The organism is Polymorphospora rubra (assembly GCF_018324255.1).
In the GTDB taxonomy this organism is placed as follows: domain Bacteria; phylum Actinomycetota; class Actinomycetes; order Mycobacteriales; family Micromonosporaceae; genus Polymorphospora; species Polymorphospora rubra.
The window spans coordinates 5939206-5958286 of record NZ_AP023359.1 but is presented as its reverse complement, the minus strand read 5'-3'; the positions used below and the strand labels follow the sequence as shown (position 1 = coordinate 5958286).

At 70.7% G+C, this 19081-nt stretch carries 12 protein-coding genes; 6 read left to right on the top strand and 6 right to left on the bottom strand.

All coding sequences use genetic code 11. From position 1 onward, the window contains the following. Positions 1–57 precede the first annotated feature (57 nt). From Prubr_RS26940 to Prubr_RS26930, 3 genes are all read left to right on the top strand, one after another. Positions 58–1272 carry an MFS transporter gene (locus Prubr_RS26940; RefSeq protein WP_246567698.1) on the top strand — a complete coding sequence of 405 codons (1215 nt, stop codon included), beginning with the start codon at positions 58–60 and terminating at the stop codon, positions 1270–1272. Positions 1273–1930: 658 nt separating this feature from the next. Then, positions 1931–2623 carry a YiiX/YebB-like N1pC/P60 family cysteine hydrolase gene (locus Prubr_RS26935; protein ID WP_212817699.1) on the top strand — a complete coding sequence of 231 codons (693 nt, stop codon included), beginning with the start codon at positions 1931–1933 and terminating at the stop codon, positions 2621–2623. A gap of 116 nt (positions 2624–2739) precedes the next feature. Next, the gene (locus tag Prubr_RS26930) at positions 2740–3969 is read left to right on the top strand and encodes a hypothetical protein (protein WP_212817698.1); all 1230 of its coding nucleotides are present in this window, start codon (positions 2740–2742) and stop codon (positions 3967–3969) included. Positions 3970–3992: 23 nt separating this feature from the next. On the opposite strand, the gene Prubr_RS26925 is transcribed toward Prubr_RS26930, so the two are convergent. Beyond that, positions 3993–4964, bottom strand: coding sequence for an EamA family transporter (locus tag Prubr_RS26925; RefSeq protein WP_212817697.1), 972 nt, complete (start codon positions 4962–4964; stop codon positions 3993–3995). A gap of 79 nt (positions 4965–5043) precedes the next feature. On the opposite strand from Prubr_RS26925, the gene Prubr_RS26920 reads away from it, so the two are divergent. Further along, positions 5044–5592, top strand: coding sequence for a CGNR zinc finger domain-containing protein (locus Prubr_RS26920; RefSeq protein ID WP_212817696.1), 549 nt, complete (start codon positions 5044–5046; stop codon positions 5590–5592). A gap of 39 nt (positions 5593–5631) precedes the next feature. On the opposite strand, the gene Prubr_RS26915 is transcribed toward Prubr_RS26920, so the two are convergent. Beyond that, positions 5632–6063 carry a hypothetical protein gene (locus Prubr_RS26915; RefSeq protein ID WP_212817695.1) on the bottom strand — a complete coding sequence of 144 codons (432 nt, stop codon included), beginning with the start codon at positions 6061–6063 and terminating at the stop codon, positions 5632–5634. A gap of 191 nt (positions 6064–6254) precedes the next feature. On the opposite strand from Prubr_RS26915, the gene Prubr_RS26910 reads away from it, so the two are divergent. Further along, entirely contained in the window at positions 6255–7457 is a 1203-nt protein-coding gene (locus tag Prubr_RS26910; RefSeq protein WP_212817694.1) for an MFS transporter, read from the top strand. Between the two features lie 63 nt (positions 7458–7520). Next, entirely contained in the window at positions 7521–9143 is a 1623-nt protein-coding gene (locus Prubr_RS26905) for a glycoside hydrolase family 43 protein (RefSeq protein ID WP_212817693.1), read from the top strand. Positions 9144–9156: 13 nt separating this feature from the next. On the opposite strand, the gene Prubr_RS26900 is transcribed toward Prubr_RS26905, so the two are convergent. The 4 genes from Prubr_RS26900 to Prubr_RS26885 all read right to left on the bottom strand — a co-directional run bounded on the left by Prubr_RS26900 (position 9157) and on the right by Prubr_RS26885 (position 18873). Then, complete coding sequence (locus Prubr_RS26900) at positions 9157–10185, bottom strand: WxL protein peptidoglycan domain-containing protein (RefSeq protein ID WP_212817692.1); 1029 nt, start codon at positions 10183–10185, stop codon at positions 9157–9159. A 62-nt stretch (positions 10186–10247) separates the two neighbouring features. Continuing rightward, positions 10248–10880 (bottom strand): hypothetical protein, encoded by a 633-nt coding sequence (locus Prubr_RS26895; RefSeq protein ID WP_212817691.1) that lies wholly within the window; start codon positions 10878–10880, stop codon positions 10248–10250. A gap of 28 nt (positions 10881–10908) precedes the next feature. Beyond that, positions 10909–14076, bottom strand: coding sequence for an OmpL47-type beta-barrel domain-containing protein (locus Prubr_RS26890; RefSeq protein ID WP_425517946.1), 3168 nt, complete (start codon positions 14074–14076; stop codon positions 10909–10911). Positions 14077–14148: 72 nt separating this feature from the next. Continuing rightward, positions 14149–18873 carry an Ig-like domain-containing protein gene (locus Prubr_RS26885; protein ID WP_246567696.1) on the bottom strand — a complete coding sequence of 1575 codons (4725 nt, stop codon included), beginning with the start codon at positions 18871–18873 and terminating at the stop codon, positions 14149–14151. Between the last annotated feature and the right edge of the window lie 208 nt (positions 18874–19081).

Sequence of the window (19081 nt, the reverse complement as noted above, 5' to 3'; positions counted from 1 at the left end):
TTGCGCCTTTCGCCGCAGGATTGGCGAGGACGGCCGCCGCCCGGAACGCTGCCGGTCGTGCTCCTCCACTCCCCGTTCCGATCGTTCTACCTCGGCCGTCTCGTGTCGATGCTCGGCAGCGCGATGACCCCGGTCGCGCTCGCGTTCGCGGTCCTCGACGCCTCCGGCGACGCCGGCCATCTCGGCATCGTGCTGGCCTGCCAGATGGGGCCGCACCTGGCGCTACTGCTCCTCGGCGGCGCCGTCGGCGACCGGCTGCCCCGGCGTACGGTGCTCGTCGTCGCCCACCTCGGCGCCGGCCTCACCCAGGGCCTGGTCGCGTACGTCCTGCTGACCGGCAACTACCGGCTGTGGCTCGTCGGCGGGCTCGCGTTCGCCGGCGGCGCGCTGACGGCGTTCACCTCGCCCGCCCAGCGCGGCATCGTGCCGGAACTGGTCGCGCCCGACGACCTCCAGCGGGCGAACTCGCTGCTCGCCGCGACCCGCAGCGCCGTACTCGTCCTCGGCCCGACCGTTGCCGGCCTGCTCGTGGTCGCCGTCGGCGGCGGCTGGGCGATCGCCGGCGACGCGGTCGGTTTCCTCGCCGCGGCCGTCCTCTTCGGCCGGCTTCCGGCGACGCCCGCGCCGTCCACTCCCCCGCCCGGTCGACGCCCGGGACTGTGGCGGGACGTCCGGGAGGGGTGGACCGTCTTCGTCGCCCTTGCCTGGGCATGGCCGGTCGCGCTCGCGTACTTCGTGATCAACCTGGTCAACACCGGCCCCTGGCAGATCCTCGGACCGACGCTGACCGGTGAGCGCGACGGCGAGGCCGCCTGGGGTGTCGTGCTGAGCCTGCGCGCCGTCGGGCTGCTGGTGATGAGCGCGGTCATGTACCGGCTCGTCGTCCGCCGCCCGCTGCGCTTCGGCCGGCTCGCCGGTGCCCTGGGCGCCGGCCCGCTGATCGCCCTCGGGCTCGGGCTCGACACGTACTGGCTCGCGGTGTTCGCGTTCCTCGGCGGAATCGGCTTCGCCGCCTCCGGGATCACCTGGGACACCGCGCTGCAACGGCACGTCGACAGGGCCGCGCTGGCCCGCGTCTCGTCGATCGACGACCTGCTGTCGTTCGCGGCGATCCCGGTCGGCCAGGTGCTGGTCGGGCCGTTGGCGGCGCGGTGGGGTGGCGCGACCGTGGCCCTGTGGTGCGGGATCGTGTTCGCCGTGGCCGCCCTCGCGCCGCTGGCCGCCCGACCGGTCCGGACGCTGGAAAGCGACCACCTGTCGACGGTCCGGTGACATCGCCGGTTGTCCTGTTTTGTCGCGGCTGGCGTTTCGGTGAGACGGGCGGGATGGATCGCACTCCCGCGCAACTTGTGTTGGCCACATGGTGACCGCCACTCCCAACACGCAGCGTGCCCCTTGACGCGATTTGCCGCCCTATTGTCTACGCCATTCGTGCGGTGGGCCGCTTGAACATGGTCCGAACACGGCGCGAGTGAGCGAGCATCCCATTCACCAGGAGTACGCGCGTCAGTCGCGGTCAACTCTTACCACAGAGACGCACATTCGCCAATGTCGACTTGCTCACACAGAACGGGACAGCATGGGATTCTGACCATCACTACGCTACATAGCATCAACAGAGAGTGTTGTCCGGGATTTCACACACGCCTCTTTTCTGCCGCTTGACGTGCACCCGCACCTCAATTAAGAACGGCCGGTTCCGAAAGAAAAATCGGGAGGCAACAAGGCAAGCTAATGATCAAACCTTCCCGCGACTCACTCTCCCAAGCGGCTTTCAGGCCACTAGATTGATGCACCCGGATTCGTCATGCGGCGTCCGCCGCAGCCGGTCCGGCCACTTCTGTCGTCTCGCGGAAAGGGCAAGCACACAACAATGCGCACGCCACAACTTCCCCCTCACGGACGCAGCCTCGCACGACTGACTGGCGCCTTGGTCGCCACCACGACCCTTATTCTGACCTTCGGTGGCACCGCCTGGGCCGCACCCAGCGAGGGCGCCTTCACTCGACTACTGAAGCTCAACCCCGGCCTGAGCGCCACCGAACTTGAGAGCAGCATGCACGAGGCCGCTGCCGCCACCGGGCTGACCTATGACCAGGCGGTCACGACCGCACTGGGCGAGGCTGAACACAACGCACGCTCAGTCGGCACGATGAACAGCAATCCATCCTGCGGAGGGGCCGCAGTCGGCACAGCCCGATACAAGGGAGACATCTTCTGGTCCGCAGCCTCCACGTACGGCATCCCCCACGGACACACCGGAATCTATTCCGAGAGGGACTGGATCACCGAAGCTCGCGGCTCGGGGCAGAACAGTGGCGAATTTTACTACTCTGGCCGCAACTACTGCAAAACTATCGAAAAGATGGATGTAGCCACCAGCATAGCCATCCAGAATCAAGCGGCCGACTATGCGTCACAGTATCTGACCGGCAAGCCCTACAACAGCAACTTCGCCTGGAACAAGGGGGGCAACATCGACACCCTCAACTGCTCGGAGTTGGTGTACAAGGCCTACAAGCGGTCGGTTAACATCGACCTCGACGGAAATGGCGGCCTTGGAGTGTATCCCAACGACATCCGGGATTCCTCGGAGACGAGAACCTACGAAGTCATCAGCTAGCAACGTGTGACGCGCTGTTCGCAGCACGGCAGACGAGTCATGCGGGGCCCGGCGAGGGAGCGTGACACCTCTCCGGGCCCCGTGCCAACGAGTGCTGGGAGTAGAGGATGTTGAAAATGGCCGAACGTGGGGCTGTCGCGGCATTGGCGGTGGCGGTGGTTCTGGCCGGGTGCACATCCCACTCCCGTTCGGGCCCCCAACAGTTCTTCGACCGCGCAGTGGTGTCCGAAAGCGAGGTCAGGCTGGGCGACGCGGTAATGGCGTTCTTCGTCGGGCCCCAGAACTCCGAGATGTACACGGCGATCGGGGAAGTGCACGAGCCGGGGTATCTGATCCTGGTGTACGCCGACGGGTCCTTCCGCGCCGTGAAAACCAAGCGCATGGACATGATGGCCCCCGCCTGGTCCGGACATGGCCTGTACTTCGCCGACGAGAGTCACGACTATCACCTGACGACATCAGGGCTGACGAAGACCGAAAACCCCAAGGTCAACGCGCAGAATCTGATGTTCGCGCTGTCGACAGGCGGGTCTGTCGGGGTTTACAACGGCGGGCATGGTGCCAGCGGTGGTTACAGCAACCAGGTCTCCGCCGCGGTCGGGGAAGACCCCCAGGTGTACGACGCACAGGGCAACTACTTCACCGGCGCCCACTGCGATGGTCAGATCTTCGGGATAACCAACCGGCCCGGCAACCATCAGGGTGCTGCACCCAAACTGTCCGGCTTGACCTCGGCAGCCGCCCCGGACGCGAGCCCACAGATGCTGGCCCGACTGTACCCGGCGGACGGCGGCGAGAAGGTCGTCGCATGGCGACCACACTTCGGCGGCGGCACTCCGGCAGGGCAGGTCCCCTGCCTCGACGGCGTGATCACATTCCTGTCCTGGGACACGGACGCTTCCGGCCGCCAAGAGCCGAAAATCATCTCCTGGAACACCGCCACCGGCGACCACCAGGCACATCCGCTGACCTTCGACGATGCCACCGAACTGAGTTTCGAGGACTTCGGCTACGCCGTGCAGGACTCACAGGGCGGCCAACTTCACTGGGTCTACGCTGATGGCCGGGTCTTCTCCACCGACATCGCCACGGGCAAAACGGTCACCAACTTCGACACCGCGCTCCAAACCGGTGCGCGGCGTCCCACGCAAACGCTCTTCGCGTTCTCGGATGCTGAACTCCACGCCCTCAGCACGACTCGCGGCGCCGAAGGCGACATCACGTACACCGTGTTCAACCGTGCCGACGGCAGAGTATTGAGCAAAGTGTCCGTCCCTATTCCCAACACCGGAATCAACGTCACCTATCTGAACCTGTCACGCATGGTCGTCCGCCCCGGAGCGTAATCCGGAAGCGACGACCCGAGACGTCACCCGGCGGTCATCGCCGGTGCCGGCGTACCGTCGGGGTCCTTCGGGTCGGATCGCGGCTTCGGCTCGTCGAGACGGACCAGGGTGACGCCGGTGAGGATCAGCGCCCCGCCGACCAGCTGCACGACCGTCGGCAGCTCGTCGAGCAGGAGCCAGGCGATCAGTACGGCGAACAGCACCTCGGTCAGCCCGACGAACGACGCCAGCCGGGCACCGAGCAGGCGCGCCCCGCCGATCCCGGTCGCGTACGCCACGACGCCGGCGAGCAGGGCGAGGCCCAGGATCGGGACGAGCCAACTGGTCGTCTGCCCGGCGAACGTCACCGTGCCGAAGTGGGCGTGCATCGGCAGCAGGCCGACCGCGCCGAGCAGCAGCAGGGTGGCCGAGCCGACCGCCATGCCGCCGCTGGCCATCGCGGTCGCGGGCAGCGCGCTGTCGACGCGGGCGCCGAGAATGAAGTAGCCGGCCAGGCCGACCGCCGCGAACAGTCCCCACAGCACACCGACCGGGTCGAGGCCGCCACCGCCGCCGGTCAGGTCCAGGACGAGGGCCAGTCCGAGTACGGCGGCGGCCGAGCCGCCCACGGTCAGCAGGCGGGGCCGTTGCCCGTGCACGGCCCACATCCAGGCGACGACGAGGATGACTCCGAGGTATTCGATCAGCAGGGCGATGCCGACCGGCAGGTAGCGGATCGAGTTGAAGAAGCCGACCTGGGCGGCCGCGACGCCGAGCAGCCCGAAGACGGCGACCATGCCGAGGTTGCGGCGCAGGATCCGCCATTTGCCACGCAGCGCGACCGCGGCCGGTACGGCCAGGACGAGCCCGGCGATGCCGACCCGGGTCGCGACGGCGGCCTCGGCGGACCAGCCGGCGTCGATCAGGGACCGGGCGAAGGGGCCGGAGGTGCTGAACGCGAGCGCGGACAGCAGCGCCAGGCCGAGTCCGAGTCCGGCGGTGCGGCGGGTGTCCATGGTTGACCTTCAGCTCGATGTAATGTGCAAAGTCTCGCTACGCTGATGACGCTAGGGGCGCGGTCCGACAGGAGTCAAGATGTTCTTCACTCATGACACAGAGGTGACCCTCACAGCGACCGCCGCCCTGGTGAACACCGCCGGGAGCGACGGTGAACTGCTGCCCGACCTCGCGGCGCTCGAGGCGTTCTACACCACGTACGGGTGGACCGGCCGCCGGCCGCGCACCGACGCCGACCTGCGGGCGGTACGGGACCTGCGCCCCCGGCTGCGCCGGCTCTGGGAGGTCGACGAGGACGAGGTGGTGGTGATCGTCAACGCACTGCTCCGCGAGGAGAACGCCCTGCCGCAGCTCGTCCGGCACGACGACTGGCCGTACCACCTGCACGCCACGGCAGACGACGCGCCGCTGGCGTCCCGGATGGCGGTCGAGGCGGCGATGGCCCTGGTCGACATCGTGCGCGCCGGCGAACTCGGCCGGCTGCGGATCTGCGACTTTCCCGACTGCGGCAACGTCCTGGTCGACCTGTCGAAGAACCGCTCCCGCCGGTTCTGCGAAGCCGGCTGCGGCAACCGGGCGGCGGTCACCGCCTACCGGGCCCGCAAGGCGGCCCGGCGCGGCACCTGAACCGCCGCGAGCCGACGACGACCCGTGCCGGCCGACGGTTCAGCCGGCCAGCAACCGCCGGAACCGGGCGTCGTCGGAGTCGACCGGCGGGTCTTCGGCGTCGGCGACGAAGAACGCGAGAAAGGTGCTGCCCGGCTCGGCCCCGGCGAGCAGGTCGCGCCACGACCACAGGTTCGGGTGCGGCAGGTGCGTGGCCGCCTCGGCCGGCGCGAGCCGCTCGACCGCCTCGAGCAGCCGTTCCCGGTCGAGCCGGAAGACGCCGGTCGTGGCCACGTAGCCGCAGACCGAGGCGAGCACGACGGCGGACAGTGGCCGTACCTCGCCGTACGTGTTCAGGTGGCCGAACGTCAGCCCGGCGTCGTCCCGGCGGGCCACGGCGTACGCGGCCGGCAGCACGAACCCCGGTATCCGCTCGGTGAACCGCAGCCGCGCCGCGCGCAGCTCGTCGTCGGTGACCCAGGCGTCGGACATCCGCGGGCTCCTCCTGTCGTGTCGACCTCTGCCCCGCGCGACATGCGCCGGGCGCCTGATCCTGACACGCCGACTGGCCACCCGGCCGTGGGCCATCGGAAGTCCGGGGACCGTACCCCCGCAGGTCGGGATCCGGGCGGGTGCCGTGCGACGATGATCACCGTTCGACGAGGCGGATCGGGGGCACGACGATGTCCAAATCACTGGGACGGCCGTTCTGGACGTTCTGGAGCGCCGCGTCGCTGGCCAACGTCGGCGACGGCATCCGGCTGGCGGCGTTCCCGCTGCTGGCGGCGTCGCTGACCGACAACCCGCTCGGTGTGGCGGCGGTGACCGCGTCACAGGCACTGCCGTGGCTGGTCACCGGCCTGCTCGCGGGGTCGCTCGCCGACCGGCGCGGGGCGAAGGCGCTGATCGTCTGGGCCGACCTGGGCCGGGTGCTCGTCCTGGCCACCCTCGTGGTCGCGGTGGCGGTGGGCTGGGCGTCGCTGCCGCTCGTCCTGGCCGCCGGCTTCCTGCTCGGTGTCGGTGAGACGCTGCGCGACACCGCCGCCCAGACCGCCATTCCCAACCTGGTGGCCAAGCCGTTGCTGGAACGCGCCAACGGACGCCTCGTCGCCGGCGAGATCGTGGGCAACGAGTTCGTCGGGCCGCCGGTGGGCGCGGCGCTGTTCGTCGCGGGTGCCGCGCTGCCGTTCGCGGTCAACGGGGCGTCGCTGGCCCTGGCGGTCATGCTGGTGCTGTCCCTGCCACTGAGCCTGGCCGCCCGTACGGCGGGAACGACCGCACCGGTGGTGAAGGACGGCGTCCGGGCGGGTCTGCGGTGGCTGGTGCGCCACCGCATGCTGCGTACGCTGACCGCCGTCTGCGCCGCGGTCGCCGCCGCCGACAGTGCGTGGTTCGCGATCCTGGTGCTCTATGCCCGGGAGAACCTCCAGGCCGGCGCGGTCGGTTACGGCGTCCTGCTCGCCACCGGCGCGTTCGGCGGCCTGCTCGGCGCATTCCTCGCGGAGCGGCTGGTCGGCGGACGCCGCCACCGTGCCGTACTGACCTGGTCGTTGCTGGTGACGGCCGGCGTGCCCGCCCTGCTGCTGTTCGTCTCCGACCTCTGGGCCGCCGTGCTCGTCATCGTGGTCACCAGCGGATCGTTCGCCGTACTCAACGTCACGGCCGTCTCGCTGCGTCAGCGGTCCGTGCCGAGCGAACTGCTGGGGCGGGTCACCGCGGCCGGCCGTACGCTGTCGTTCAGCGCCGCCGCGGTGGGGGCGCTTGTCGGCGGCGCCCTGGCCTCGGTGGCCGGGCTCGAGTCGACCTTCCTCTTCAGCGGTGTGGTCGCGGTCGTCGTCACCGCCGCCTGGTACGTCGCCTCCCGGCCGACCGGACGGCCGGCGTAGTCGGCGGTCCTTCCCCGGGGCCACCGGCCCGCACCCCGCAGTGACAATGGTTAATGTGATCCGGTGTCCCAGAGCCCCGACGCCGGTGCCGCCCACCCGGCCTTCCGCAACCCGGTCCTGCCCGGGTCGCATCCGGACCCCTCGATCCTGCGCGTCGGCGCCGACTACTACCTGGCCACCTCCACCTTCGAGTGGTATCCGGGCGTACGCGTCCACCACTCCCGCGACCTCGCGCACTGGCGGCCCCTGGGCGGCATCCTCGACCGGACCCGGCTGCTGGACCTGACCGGCTGCCCGGACTCCGGCGGCGTGTGGGCGCCGAACCTCACCCACACCGGCGGGCTGTTCCACCTCGTCTTCGGCAACGTCTCCACCTACGCGGGCGGGTTCACCGACTGCCCCAACTACGTGACGACGGCGCCCTCGATCGAGGGGCCCTGGTCGGATCCGGTCCTGCTGCACGCCCGTGGTTTCGACGCCTCCCTGTTCCACGACGGCGACACCAGCTGGTTGGTGAACCTCGTCCACGACTGGCGTCCGGGCCACGGCGGCTCCGCCGGACTCGAGGCCACCCGCTACGACCCCACCGCCCGCCGCCTGGTCGGCGACCCCGTCCGGATCCAGCTGCCACCCGGCGCCGGGTGGATCGAAGGCCCCAACCTCTACCGGCACGGCGACCGGTACTACCTGGTCACCGCCGACGGCGGCACCGGATACGACCACCAGGTGACCGTCTCGCGGTCGCGTCACCTCGCCGGCCCCTACGAACGGGACCGGAACGGGCCGCTGCTCACCGCCAGACATCGCCCCGACTGGCCGCTGCAGAAGGCCGGCCACGGCAGCCTCGTGCGGACCCCCGCCGACGACTGGTACCTCGCGTACCTGGTGGCCCGCCCGCACGGCACCCACGGTCCGTGCGTCCTCGGCCGCGAGACCGCGCTGACGCCCGTACGGTGGGCGGACGGCTGGCCGACCGTGCCGGGCGGCCTCCCGCCGCTCGAGGTCGCGGCTCCCGGTCCGCGGTCCGGGCCGGGTCTGCCGGTCGCCGACGTCGACGGGTTCGACCGGCCGCGGCTCGGTCCACAGTGGTCGACGCTGCGCCGGCCCGCTGATCCTGGTTGGGTGTCACTGACCGAACGCCCGTCACACCTGCGGATCCGGGGCGGCCGGTCGCCACGGAGTCTGGTCGGGCCCAGCCTGGTCGCCCGCCGCGTCACCGACCGGCGCTGCGCCTTCGACGCCACGGTCGAATACCGGCCCCGCACGTTCGGTCACCTCGCCGGGATCACCGCCTACTACAACACCCGCAACTGGCACCACCTCCACGTGACCGCGGACGACACCGGAACGCCCGTGCTGCGGGTGGCGACCAGCGACCGGGGCGCGCTCGCCGTGCACCCGACGACAGCCGCCCTCACCGACGGCGCGCCGGTCCGGCTCGGCCTCGATCTCGACGGCGCCGAACTGCGGTTCCGGTACGACACCGGGGCCGGCTGGCAACCGGCCGGGCCCGGCCTCGACGCCACCGTCCTGTCCGACGAACACGCCGCCGAGTTCGACGGCGACCAGATCCGCACACTCGGCTTCACCGGTGCCTTCGTCGGACTCTGGGTGTGGGACCTCGACGGCCACGGTCACCACGCCGACTTCGACGACGCGGTCTACACCGCCGATCCCGCCCGGTGACATCCGCGGTGGGTCAGGAGGCCGGTGGCGGACCACCGACCAGCGCGGATTCCCGGCCCTCCTCCCGGGCCCGGGCGAGCAGTCGCGCGAACCGCTGCCGGCGCCGGCGGGCGACCGTCCGCACCGCGAGGACGAGGACCACGAGGACGGCCAGGAGAACGAGTTGCGACCAGGGCACCGCCCAGATGGTCACGGTCGCCGAAGCCGGCCGGACCTCGGCGCCGGTCGGGTCGCCGCCGAGGACGGCCGGCGCCACCTCGACGCCCGTCCGCAGCGGCCCGAGGGCCCAGACGCCGGAAACACGGACGGCTTTCTGCCGGACGCCGCCCGGCAGTGTCTCCTCGACGTCGGTCGCGGCATCCCGCCCGGCGAGGCCGAACGGTCCGGCCACCGTCACCCGGCTCCGGCCGGTCACCGCGACGTTACCGTCGTTCGTCCCCGCGTAGTCGACGTGGACGGTGCCGGGCGAGAACGGGTTCCACGAGGGCCGGTACGTGGCGGTGAGGTCGTCGACCGCCAGGCTCGCCACGATCGTGCCGCTGGCCCGCAACATGAGCCGGAACCCGACCCGGCTCTCGACGGCGACGGTGCCACCGGTGCTGGTCACCGTCGCCGCGATGCCGGCCGGATGGTCGCCCGGCGTGGCGTCGGCGGGCACGGTGATGGTGAACGGCACCACCTTCGTCTCCCTGGCCCCGACGGTGACGGTGTCCCGCACCGCGACCCAGGTGCCGCCGTCCACCGACTCCCGGTTGGACGGGAGCATGTTGAAGCGGCCCTTGTCGGTGAGGTAGCCGTCGGCGGCCTTCAGGGCGAAGGTCGCGGCGGCGTCGCTGAAGTTGCGTACGGCCAGGTGTTCGGTGACGACCTGCCCCGGGTCGAGGGTGCGTTCGATCCACCGGCGGCCGTCGGGACCGTTCCCGTCGGCGGGCTGCACCGCCCAGGTGAGCGTCGGTTCCGCCAGCGCGCCGGCCGGCGCGACCGGCACCGTGACGAGCGCCGCGGCCAGCACGGCGAGCAGCCGCGGCAGGGTTCGGGTCATGGCGGTCCTCCGGTGGGAGAAGAGGCGGTGGGGGCCGTCCTACGGCGGCCCCCACCGGTGCGTCATTCGAACAGGGACAGGGTCAGCGTCGAGGTGTACGAGCCGGCGGCGACATCCGCCGGCGTACGCAGGAACAGGTCGGCGTCGACGGAGTACGAGTCACCGGCGGCGCCCCCGGAGTCGAACGTCGAGACCAGCAGTTCCTGGTCGACCAGACCGACGTTGTTGCCGGGCTGGGTCGGCTCGTCGAGGACGGTCACGACCTCCTCGCCCTCGCTGACCTGGCCGGTGCCGCCGCCGTCGATCAGCCGCGGCCGCCAGCCGAGGTGGCCGGCGCCGATCGGGGCCTGGCCGGCGTCGCCGACGAAGTCGGTCGCGCTGCCGAGCACGGCCCAGGCGGCGCCCTCGGGCACCTCCTCGGCGGTCCGGGTGTCGGTGATGGTGACCGTCGGCAGGGTGCCGACGAACTGGCGGACCAGCAGGGTCGAGCCGTCCTCGGACAGGGCGACGGAGTCGCCCGCGACCGACATGGCGAGCACGCCCGGTTCGGTGATCTCCTCGATGTCGACGGTCACCTCCAGGTCGGCGTTGTCGCCGGGTTCGGCCAGGGCCGGCGACGGCAGCATCGCCGCCGCGGCCAGCAGGGCGCCGGCGGCGCAGGCCGCGAGCAGGTGCCGTCTTTTGCGTGTGTTCATCGTTTCTCCATGGGTGGGTTGGCGTGGGTCAGGCGGTGCAGTCGACGCCGGGGTGCGGTGTGGTGCGGGTGGTGGTGACGTCCCGGCCGCCGACGACCCCGGTGGCCCGTACGGTCGCCGAACCGGCCGGCGCCGTGGCCGCCCGTACGGTGAACGACTGGTAGGCGTTGGCGCCCGGCGCGACGTCGGCGAAGGACCGGCTGCCGTACGGGGTCGCGAGCGCGATGTCCACCGGCGTGTCGTGGTCGTTGCGGGCCTGTACGGCGACGTACGCCCGGCCGGCGATGCACCGGGGCGTGACGGTGACCGTGACCGGCACCTCGGCCTGGACACCGGGGTCGTCGGCGAGGACCCGCCACTCGGTGACGGCGACCGCGGAGTGGGTGGTGCCGTTGCCGTTGGCCCGCAACGTCGCCCGGACCCGGGGCGTGGTGACGGGGTCGAAGGTGACGGTGTTGAAGGCGGTGGTGCTGGTGCCGTAGCCGGACGCGCCGGTCACGTCCCGCCAGGCCGCGCCGGCCTCGTCCCAGTACTGGAGCACCCAGCCGTCGGGCGCGGCGACGCCGTCGCCGGTGCCGGGGTTGGCGTCCCGCCAGAACTTCAGCTCGGTGCCGGTGATCCGGACCGGCCGGCTCCAGTCGTACTGGATCCACTGGGTCGCCGGTCGGGTGCCGGACCAGGTGCCCCAGATCTGCGCCTGGCCCGGGTTGGCCGGGTCGGCGCCGTCGTTGAGTGCGGTGACGCTGTTCCAGCCGGCCGTGTAGGAGGCGGTCGGGGTGGCGATCGGAGCGATGTTGCCGGTGAGCGGACCGGACAGGTCCGCCGGGATGGTGACGGTCCGGGCGGTCTCCAGGTTGCCGGCCACGTCGACGGCGCGGAACGACACGGTGTGCCGGTTCGGGTCGGGCGCGGCGATCGGGCCGGTGTAGGCGGTCCAGGCGCCGGTGCCGGTCGCGTACTCGATCCGGGCGACGCCGGAGGTGGTGTCGCTGGCGGTCACCGTGACCGCCCGGGTGGCACTGTCCACTGTGGCGACGCTGGCCGGTGTGGTGGCGTCGATGCGTACGGTCAGGTCGGCCGGTGCCGAGACGTTGCCGGCGCGGTCGGTCGCGGTCGCGGTGACGGTGTGCTCGCCGTCTCCGGTGACCTCGACGTCGACGTGCCGCACGTCGGTCGCGACGGCCGGCTCGCCGTCGTCGACCCGCGAGCGGATGGTCAGCCGGCCGCCCCGGTCGTCGACACCGGCGACGCGTACCCGCACCGCGGAGCGGAACCAGCCGGCGCTGCCGGCGCTGCCACTGGGCGTGAGCGTCAGCGTCGGCGGGGTCTCGTCGCCCTCGGTGTCGTCGGGTGAGACGACGGTGACCTGCGCGGCGATGCGGTCGGCGGCGTAGCCGAGCACGGTGCCCCGGACGGTGAACGTGCCGGGCTGGGCGACGTCCCCGGCCGTCACCGGGTCCCAGAAGACCGGCAGCCGCAGCGTCTGCCCGCCGTACGTCACGTCGACGGTGCCGGGCAGGTCCCGCTCCCCCACCTCGACGGTGATCACCGGCGGGGTGACGGCCTCCGGTTGCGCGGCCAGGATCTTCCACTCCTCGACCGCCACACCGGAGTAGGTGCTGCCGTTGGTGGAGGCGTCGAAGACCGCCCGGACCTGGGTGGTGGTGACCGGGTCGAAGGTGGTGTTCTGGAAGCCCTGGGTGCCGGTCGGATAGCCGCTCGGGTTCGCCACGTCGGCCCACTGCCCGGCGCCGGTGTCCCAGTACTGGATGCGCCAGCGGGCGGGTGCGGCGACCCCGACGCCACTGCCCTGCGGCTGGTCGTTCCAGAACTCGATCTGCGAGCCGGAGATCCGCATCGGCTGGTCCCAGGTGTACTGCACCCACTGCTGGGGCGGGTTGTTGCCGGTCCAGGTCCCCCACATGTCCGGCGGCAGCGGGTTGGACCGGACGATCTCGTCGTTGAGCGCCTTGACCCAGTACTGGGTGGGAACGGGCTCGTTGGAGACGGTGACCCGTGCCTCGTGCGCGATGTTCGGCCGGGGGGTGAGGTCGCGGCCCCTGGCGGGCGTGGGTGTGACGAGCCTGATCCGGGGCGGGGTCTGGGTGTCGTCCCACTCCAGCGGGTCGATCGCCGCCGAGCGGCGGAAGTGGCCGCCGCCGACCGCGTCGGCGGTGTGGTACGCCAGGTACCAGCGGCCGTCGAACTCCAGGATGCCCGGGTGGCTGGTCGTGGAGGAGACCGGCCGCAGCAGGGTGCCCCGGTAGGTCCACGGCCCCTCCGGGGACGACGACGTGGCGTACGCGAGGCAGGCGTGGTAGTTCGCCGGGGTGCACTGCGAGGTCGGGCCGGCGTTGTTGCCGGCGTACGCCAGGTAGTAGGTGCCGTTGCGTTCGAAGGCCCAGGCGCCCTCGAAGAAGCCGGTCAGTCCGGTGACGGTGCGCGGGGTGCCGATCGGGGTCTTCATGTCCGGCTGGAACTCGAGCATCCGCAGTTGGCTGAACGAGCCCCACCAGACGTACACCCGCTGGTTGGGGGCCTCGCCGTCGACGAGGATCGTCGGGTCGATGTTGTGGATGTTGTTGGCGGTCGGCACCCGCTGGGAGATGATCGGCCCGCCGGCATGGTCGGTCCACGGGCCGGTCGGGCTCTCCGAGACGGCCACGCCGATCGCGAACCTGTCCGACGCCGGGCTGTCGCGCTCGTGGATCGGGACGTACCAGTAGTAGCGGCCGTCGACGCCACGGACCACCTGGCCGGCGTAGGCGCGGCCCGGTGTCGCCCAGGCGAAGACGGCTTCCGGGCGCATCAGCGACGGGAAGTGGGTCCACTGCCCGGCCTCGACGTCGGTGGTCCGGAACGCGCCCCACTCGTTCATGATGAAGTCGTTCGTGGACGGTCCGGCCTGGTCGTGGCCGGTGTAGATGTAGAGCTGGTCGCGGCCGGTGTCGTTGCCGGGCGCACCGGCGGGAACGACGACCGGCGCCGGGTCGGCCGAGTAGTAGCTGCCGTCGCCGAGGATCGGGTTGACGGTGTTGGTGAACGTGTACGAGTCGGGTTCGGCGGCGTGGGCCGGGGCGGCGAGGGTGCCGGCGACGAGCCCGGCGACGGCCGCCACGGCGGCCGCGGTGCGCAACCGGCGCGGCGGCCGGGGTGTCGGTGGGGCGGCGGCGCCGCGCACCACGATGGTGTTCACGGTGTCGGTCTCCTCGTTCTCGCGGACGGGGTGGTGGCGGCGTCAGGGCGACGCCGCCACCACGAAGAGCGGCTAGCCGCAGCTGAGTGCGCCGAACGGCGCCGCCGTCTCGACGGTCACCGCCTCGCCGTCGACGGTTCCGCTCGCCTTCACCGTCGCGGTCCCGGCCGGCACCGACCGGGCCCGGGCGTTGAACGCCTGGTACGCCGACTGCCCGGACGCGACGTCGGACACCGTCCGGGACCCGTACGGCGTGACCAGTTCGAGGGTGAGCGGCACGTCGTCGGCGTTGCGGGCGTTGACCCGCAGGTAGACGTTGCTGCCGATGCACTGGGTGTACGCCTGGACCTCGACGTCCCACGCCGGGTTCTGCGGCGGGTCGCCGACGGTGAGGGTCAGCGTGGTCCGGGTGGTGCCGGCCTGGCTGACGTAGTCGGGCAGGATCAGGTCACCGACGACGGTGTACCGACCGGGCGTGTCCACGACGGACTCGTCGAGGTCCCAGTCGACACCGATGGCCTGGTTGTCCCGCGAGCCGTCGTTGTAGGAGACCTCCACCTTGGACGGCAGGTACGGCAGTTCACCGACGTCGACGGACTGCGCGAACGTCTCGGCGCCCTGGATCGAGATACCGCCGGTCGACATCTCCGGCCGTACGTAGATCCGGGCCTCGGCGATCAGCCCGTACGTGTCGTTGGTGCCGTACACCACGAACGGGTCGACGTTGGGTTCGGCGACCATGTCGGGCGTGATCTCCTGCCACCGGAACGCGACGGTGCCGCGTTCCCCGCTGGTGTAGACGCCGTCGAGGGTGGCCGGCAGGGTCGGCACCTGACCGACGGCGGTACGGATGAGCACCGGCGAGCGCACCGAGTCGACAGTCTCGCCGTTGGCGCGCCAACGCAGCACGCCGGTGCCGGCGCCGCTGCCCTGGACCCCCCAGATGCGGATCCGGAGGTAGCTGGTGGTGACCGGGGCGAATTCGAGGTTGTTGTAGGTGTTGGTGGCCAGGGCACCGGCGTACGTCGAGCCCTCGGCGAGGGTGACCGGTGTCCAGGTGGTGCCGTCCGTGGACGTCTCGACCGCGTACGTCGTGGCCGTGGGCCGGCGGGTGCCGCCGTTGTCGTCGTACCAGTAGATGCCGGTCGACGACAGCCGCACCGGGCTGGTCCAGGCGTACTGGATCCACGCCTCCCGGGCCGGGCTGGTGCCGTTCTGCGGCAGGTTCCAGTTGCCCCAGCCGTTGCCGGAGCCGGGGTTCGAACTGTTCGGGGTGCTGGTCTCGTTGACCCGCTGGTGGTTCTCCCACGACGTGGTGCCACTGGTGCTGATCGTCGCCGTGGCGCCGAACTCGGCGACGACCTCCCGTTCGGTGAGGGTCACCGCCACGGTCGCCGCGGTCCGCTTCGCGCCGTCGTCGGCGAAGAACCGGAACACGTAGTCGCCCTCCACGGTGCCGGTCACCCGGGTGGTCAGGGCGTCGGCGTCGGCGAAGATGACGCCCGCACCCGGCGGCGCCGAGACGGTCTCCCAGCCGAGGGTGAGTTCCTCGTCGTACGGGATGCCGTCGTCGGTGGCGGTGCCGACGAGCCGGGTGGACAGGTTGCCGTCGCCGGTGCCGTCCCGGGTGGCGGTGACGACCGGCGCCTGGTTGGCGACCGGTGGTACGTCGCGTCCGGAGTCGAACACCTGGATCTCGGTGATCGCGGTGTAGTGGGTCGGGTTGTTGGTGAACGCGATCCGCACCTTGTCGGTGGTGACGGTGCCGAAGAGGGCCTCGTTGAACTTCGCCGACGGGACGACCGGGTTCTTGAACTGGCCGGGGACCTCCTTCCAGCCGCCGTTGCCGTCGGGCACCTGGACCCACCAGCGGGCGGGTTCACGGTAGCCGCCGGCCTGGCGGTCGCTGACGAAGAACGCCTTGACGTTGTCGAAGGACTTCGCCGACCCCAGATCGAGTTCGACGTAGCCGTTGCGCTCCGTGGTGCCGTGGTTGCCCCAGTACGGTTCGTTGACGGTGACGCCGTCGGTCACGGCCGCCAGGGACACCGGCCTTTCGGTCTCCTTGATGGCGCCCGGCGTGTGGTTCATCGTGCTGCTGCTCCAGCCGGGGGTGTGGAACTGCCGCCACGGCGTGGGCCGCGCACCCTGCTGGGTGTACGACGAGCTGAGGCCGGCGCCGGCCGCCAGGTTCGGCGCGTCCTCGGTGAGGTCGATGCCGGCGGTACGCAGGTAGGCCACGACCCGCTCGTCCTCGATCGCGGTGTCCACCGCGCTCGGGAAGCTGGTCCCGGTGGTCGCGGTGAAGGTGACGGTCAGGCCGTCGGCGACCTGGACCTGGTTGGTGTTCGGGTCGTAGGTGAGCTTGCCGAGCTTGTCGGTGCTGACCTTCTTCGCACCGTTGACGAACAGGCTGTAGCCGGCACCGAGGCTGTACTCGCTGCCGTCGGGGTCCCAGACGATCGTGACGTCCTGCCCGTGGTAGCGCAGGTTGTTGACCATGAAGTGCTCGTACCCGAACTCGATCGGCCACAGCTCGATCTTGTCGTCGGAACGCGGCTGGATGCCGGCCATGTCCTCGACGAAGATGTAGTTCATGTTGCCGAGCATGATGTGGTTCGGGTTGTTCCGGCCGAACGTCCTGGTGGTCGGGTTCCAGTTCGAGTAGTACTCGGCCTGGTTCGCGACCCGCAGGTCACCGCCCGGGTAGATGCTCCACGCCATCCAGTCCAGCAGCCGCTTGGCGTACTCCGGGGTGATGTATTTCTGCTCCGGGTCGTAGTGCCGCAGCGCGGAGCGGACGCCCCGGTACTGCACCGTGAAGTTGATGTTGGAGAAGTTGTTGGAGCCGCCGATTCCGTACGCGGCCCGGTCGTACTGGTTGGCGGTGTAGAACGGGAAGATCGGGAAGTTGTCGCCGTACGTCAGGAACCGGAACCCGTCGACGTAGGTCTGCCACTGGTCGAACGGGATGAGGTTCTCGGCGTAGACGTCGTAGAGGTTCGACTCCTTGGCCGGGATCAGGTCGCGGGCCGAGGCGGGCAGCGGGTTGGGCCGGCCGTTGGAGCTGGCCGCGCTGGTGGCGCCGTGCGACGTGCCGGCCAGGAACATCCGCATGTCGGGGCTCCACAGCCGGTCGAGGATGGCGTCGCGGATACCGTCGGCGCTGGTCCCCATCTCGTCGATCTTGGCCTGGTCGGCGCCGGAGATCTGGTAGAGCTGGCGGGCGGCCTCGAACGCGCCCCACACGTACGCCGACTCGGGACGTTCGATCGTGGCCGCGCCGGGAGCGCCGCCGCCCACCCGCGGAAACCCGAACGTGATGGCGTCGGAGTCGTTGCCCGGCATGTAGTTGCTGGAGTAGGCGATGAGCTTGTCGTCGTTGCCGTCGTAGTGTTCGAGCTGGCCGACCCCGTCGCCCTCGAAGTAGTGGGCGAACCTGCGGGCGATCTCCGGCCCGCCGCCGTGCACGTTGTACGCCTCGAGCCCGGCGGTGCCGAGGTACTGCGAGTAGTGGTTGTTCCAGCTGGTGTGCCCCGGGCTGTCGAGGAACGCCGAGGAACCGGAGAGCTCGCCGATGTTGAGGATCTGCCCGTACGGCAGGTAGGGCGTGCGCAGCCACTTGGTGTCCTGCAGGTGCATCGGCTGGGTCAGCGCGACGGCGTTCTGGTAGAGGTTCACCCCCTCGATCGTCGTCGGGTACTGGTAGACGTGGCCGGACGCGTTGGCGTCCAGCGAGTTGTACCGCTCGCCCCACCAGCGGTAGACGATCGCCTTCTCCAGCGCGGGGTCGGGGACGTCGATGTACGGCACGTCCTGCGCCCAGCGGCGGTTGAACTCGGTGATGCCGGTGCGGACGGCCTGGCCCGGCGCCATCTCGGCGTACTGCCGGTAGCTCTGCACGGTCTGCGGCAGGGTCGCCGAGGAGACGGCACCGACGACCGCGACCGACACCGTGCCGCCGGCGGGCACGGTGATCTCCCGGTCGAGGTTGCCGCCGGTACGGGTGAACCCGGCACCGGTCAGGTCGACCCGGATCGTGTCCCACGGGGTGTCGACGGTGCCGTTGTTGGAACCGCTGGTGATGGTGCGGGTGCCGGTGAGTTCGGCGGTGCCGGCGCCGGCCTGGGTGGCCAGCGGCGAGGCGGCGCGGACGGTGAACGTCGCCGCCGCGCCGCCGGGGTTGGTGAAGTCGATGGCGGTGACGGCGACGTTGTCGTAGGTGATGAACTTCGTCAGGTCGGCGGTGACGCCGGTGGACCCGATGGTGTATCGGCCCCTGGCGTGGCTCGGCGCGTTGAACCGGTTGGCGTTGACCTCGGTGACGGTCTGGCCCGGCACGGTGACGGTGTAGAGGTTGCCGAGGTTGTTGGGGCCGCCGACGTGGGCGCTGCCGGCGAAGCCCATGGTGGTGAAGTTGTTGTTGCTCGCACCGCGCATGTAGAGGGTGCGGCCACGGGTCATCAGCACCGCCGACCCGAGCGTTCCGTGGACGCCGAGAACGCGGTCGAGGTAGTAGTCGGTGCCGCCCGCGGCGAGGTCCTTCTCGAAGATCGACTGGTGCATGTTCGCCGCGGTGAACGGCACGCCGGGCCGCAGCCGGTCGGCGACGTCGCCGGCGTTGGTGTATGTCGGGTCCCCGATCTCCATGACGTGGTTCTGTCCGTTGGTGTAGACACCGACGTCACCCTCGTTGCCGGGCAGGACCGGGCTGGCGGCGTGGGCCGGGGACGGCACGCCGACGCCTCCTGTCACGACCAGCGCGGCGAGGGCAACCCACAGGGGTGCCCTTCTCACGCGTCTACGGATCATGTTCCTTCCTCCCTGGTACCGATGTGCTCCCCGGTACCGGTATGTGGCTGGGCGGCATGTCGTACGACTTGGTGGAGGTTCTGAGGCGAGCGGAATGTTAGCGTTAACATCGCGGGCCAGAATTCGGCCCTTACCGGGCAACGGGCGATCAGCCGGCCGGGGCGAGCCAGCCGCGCATCATCGGGAGGACGAC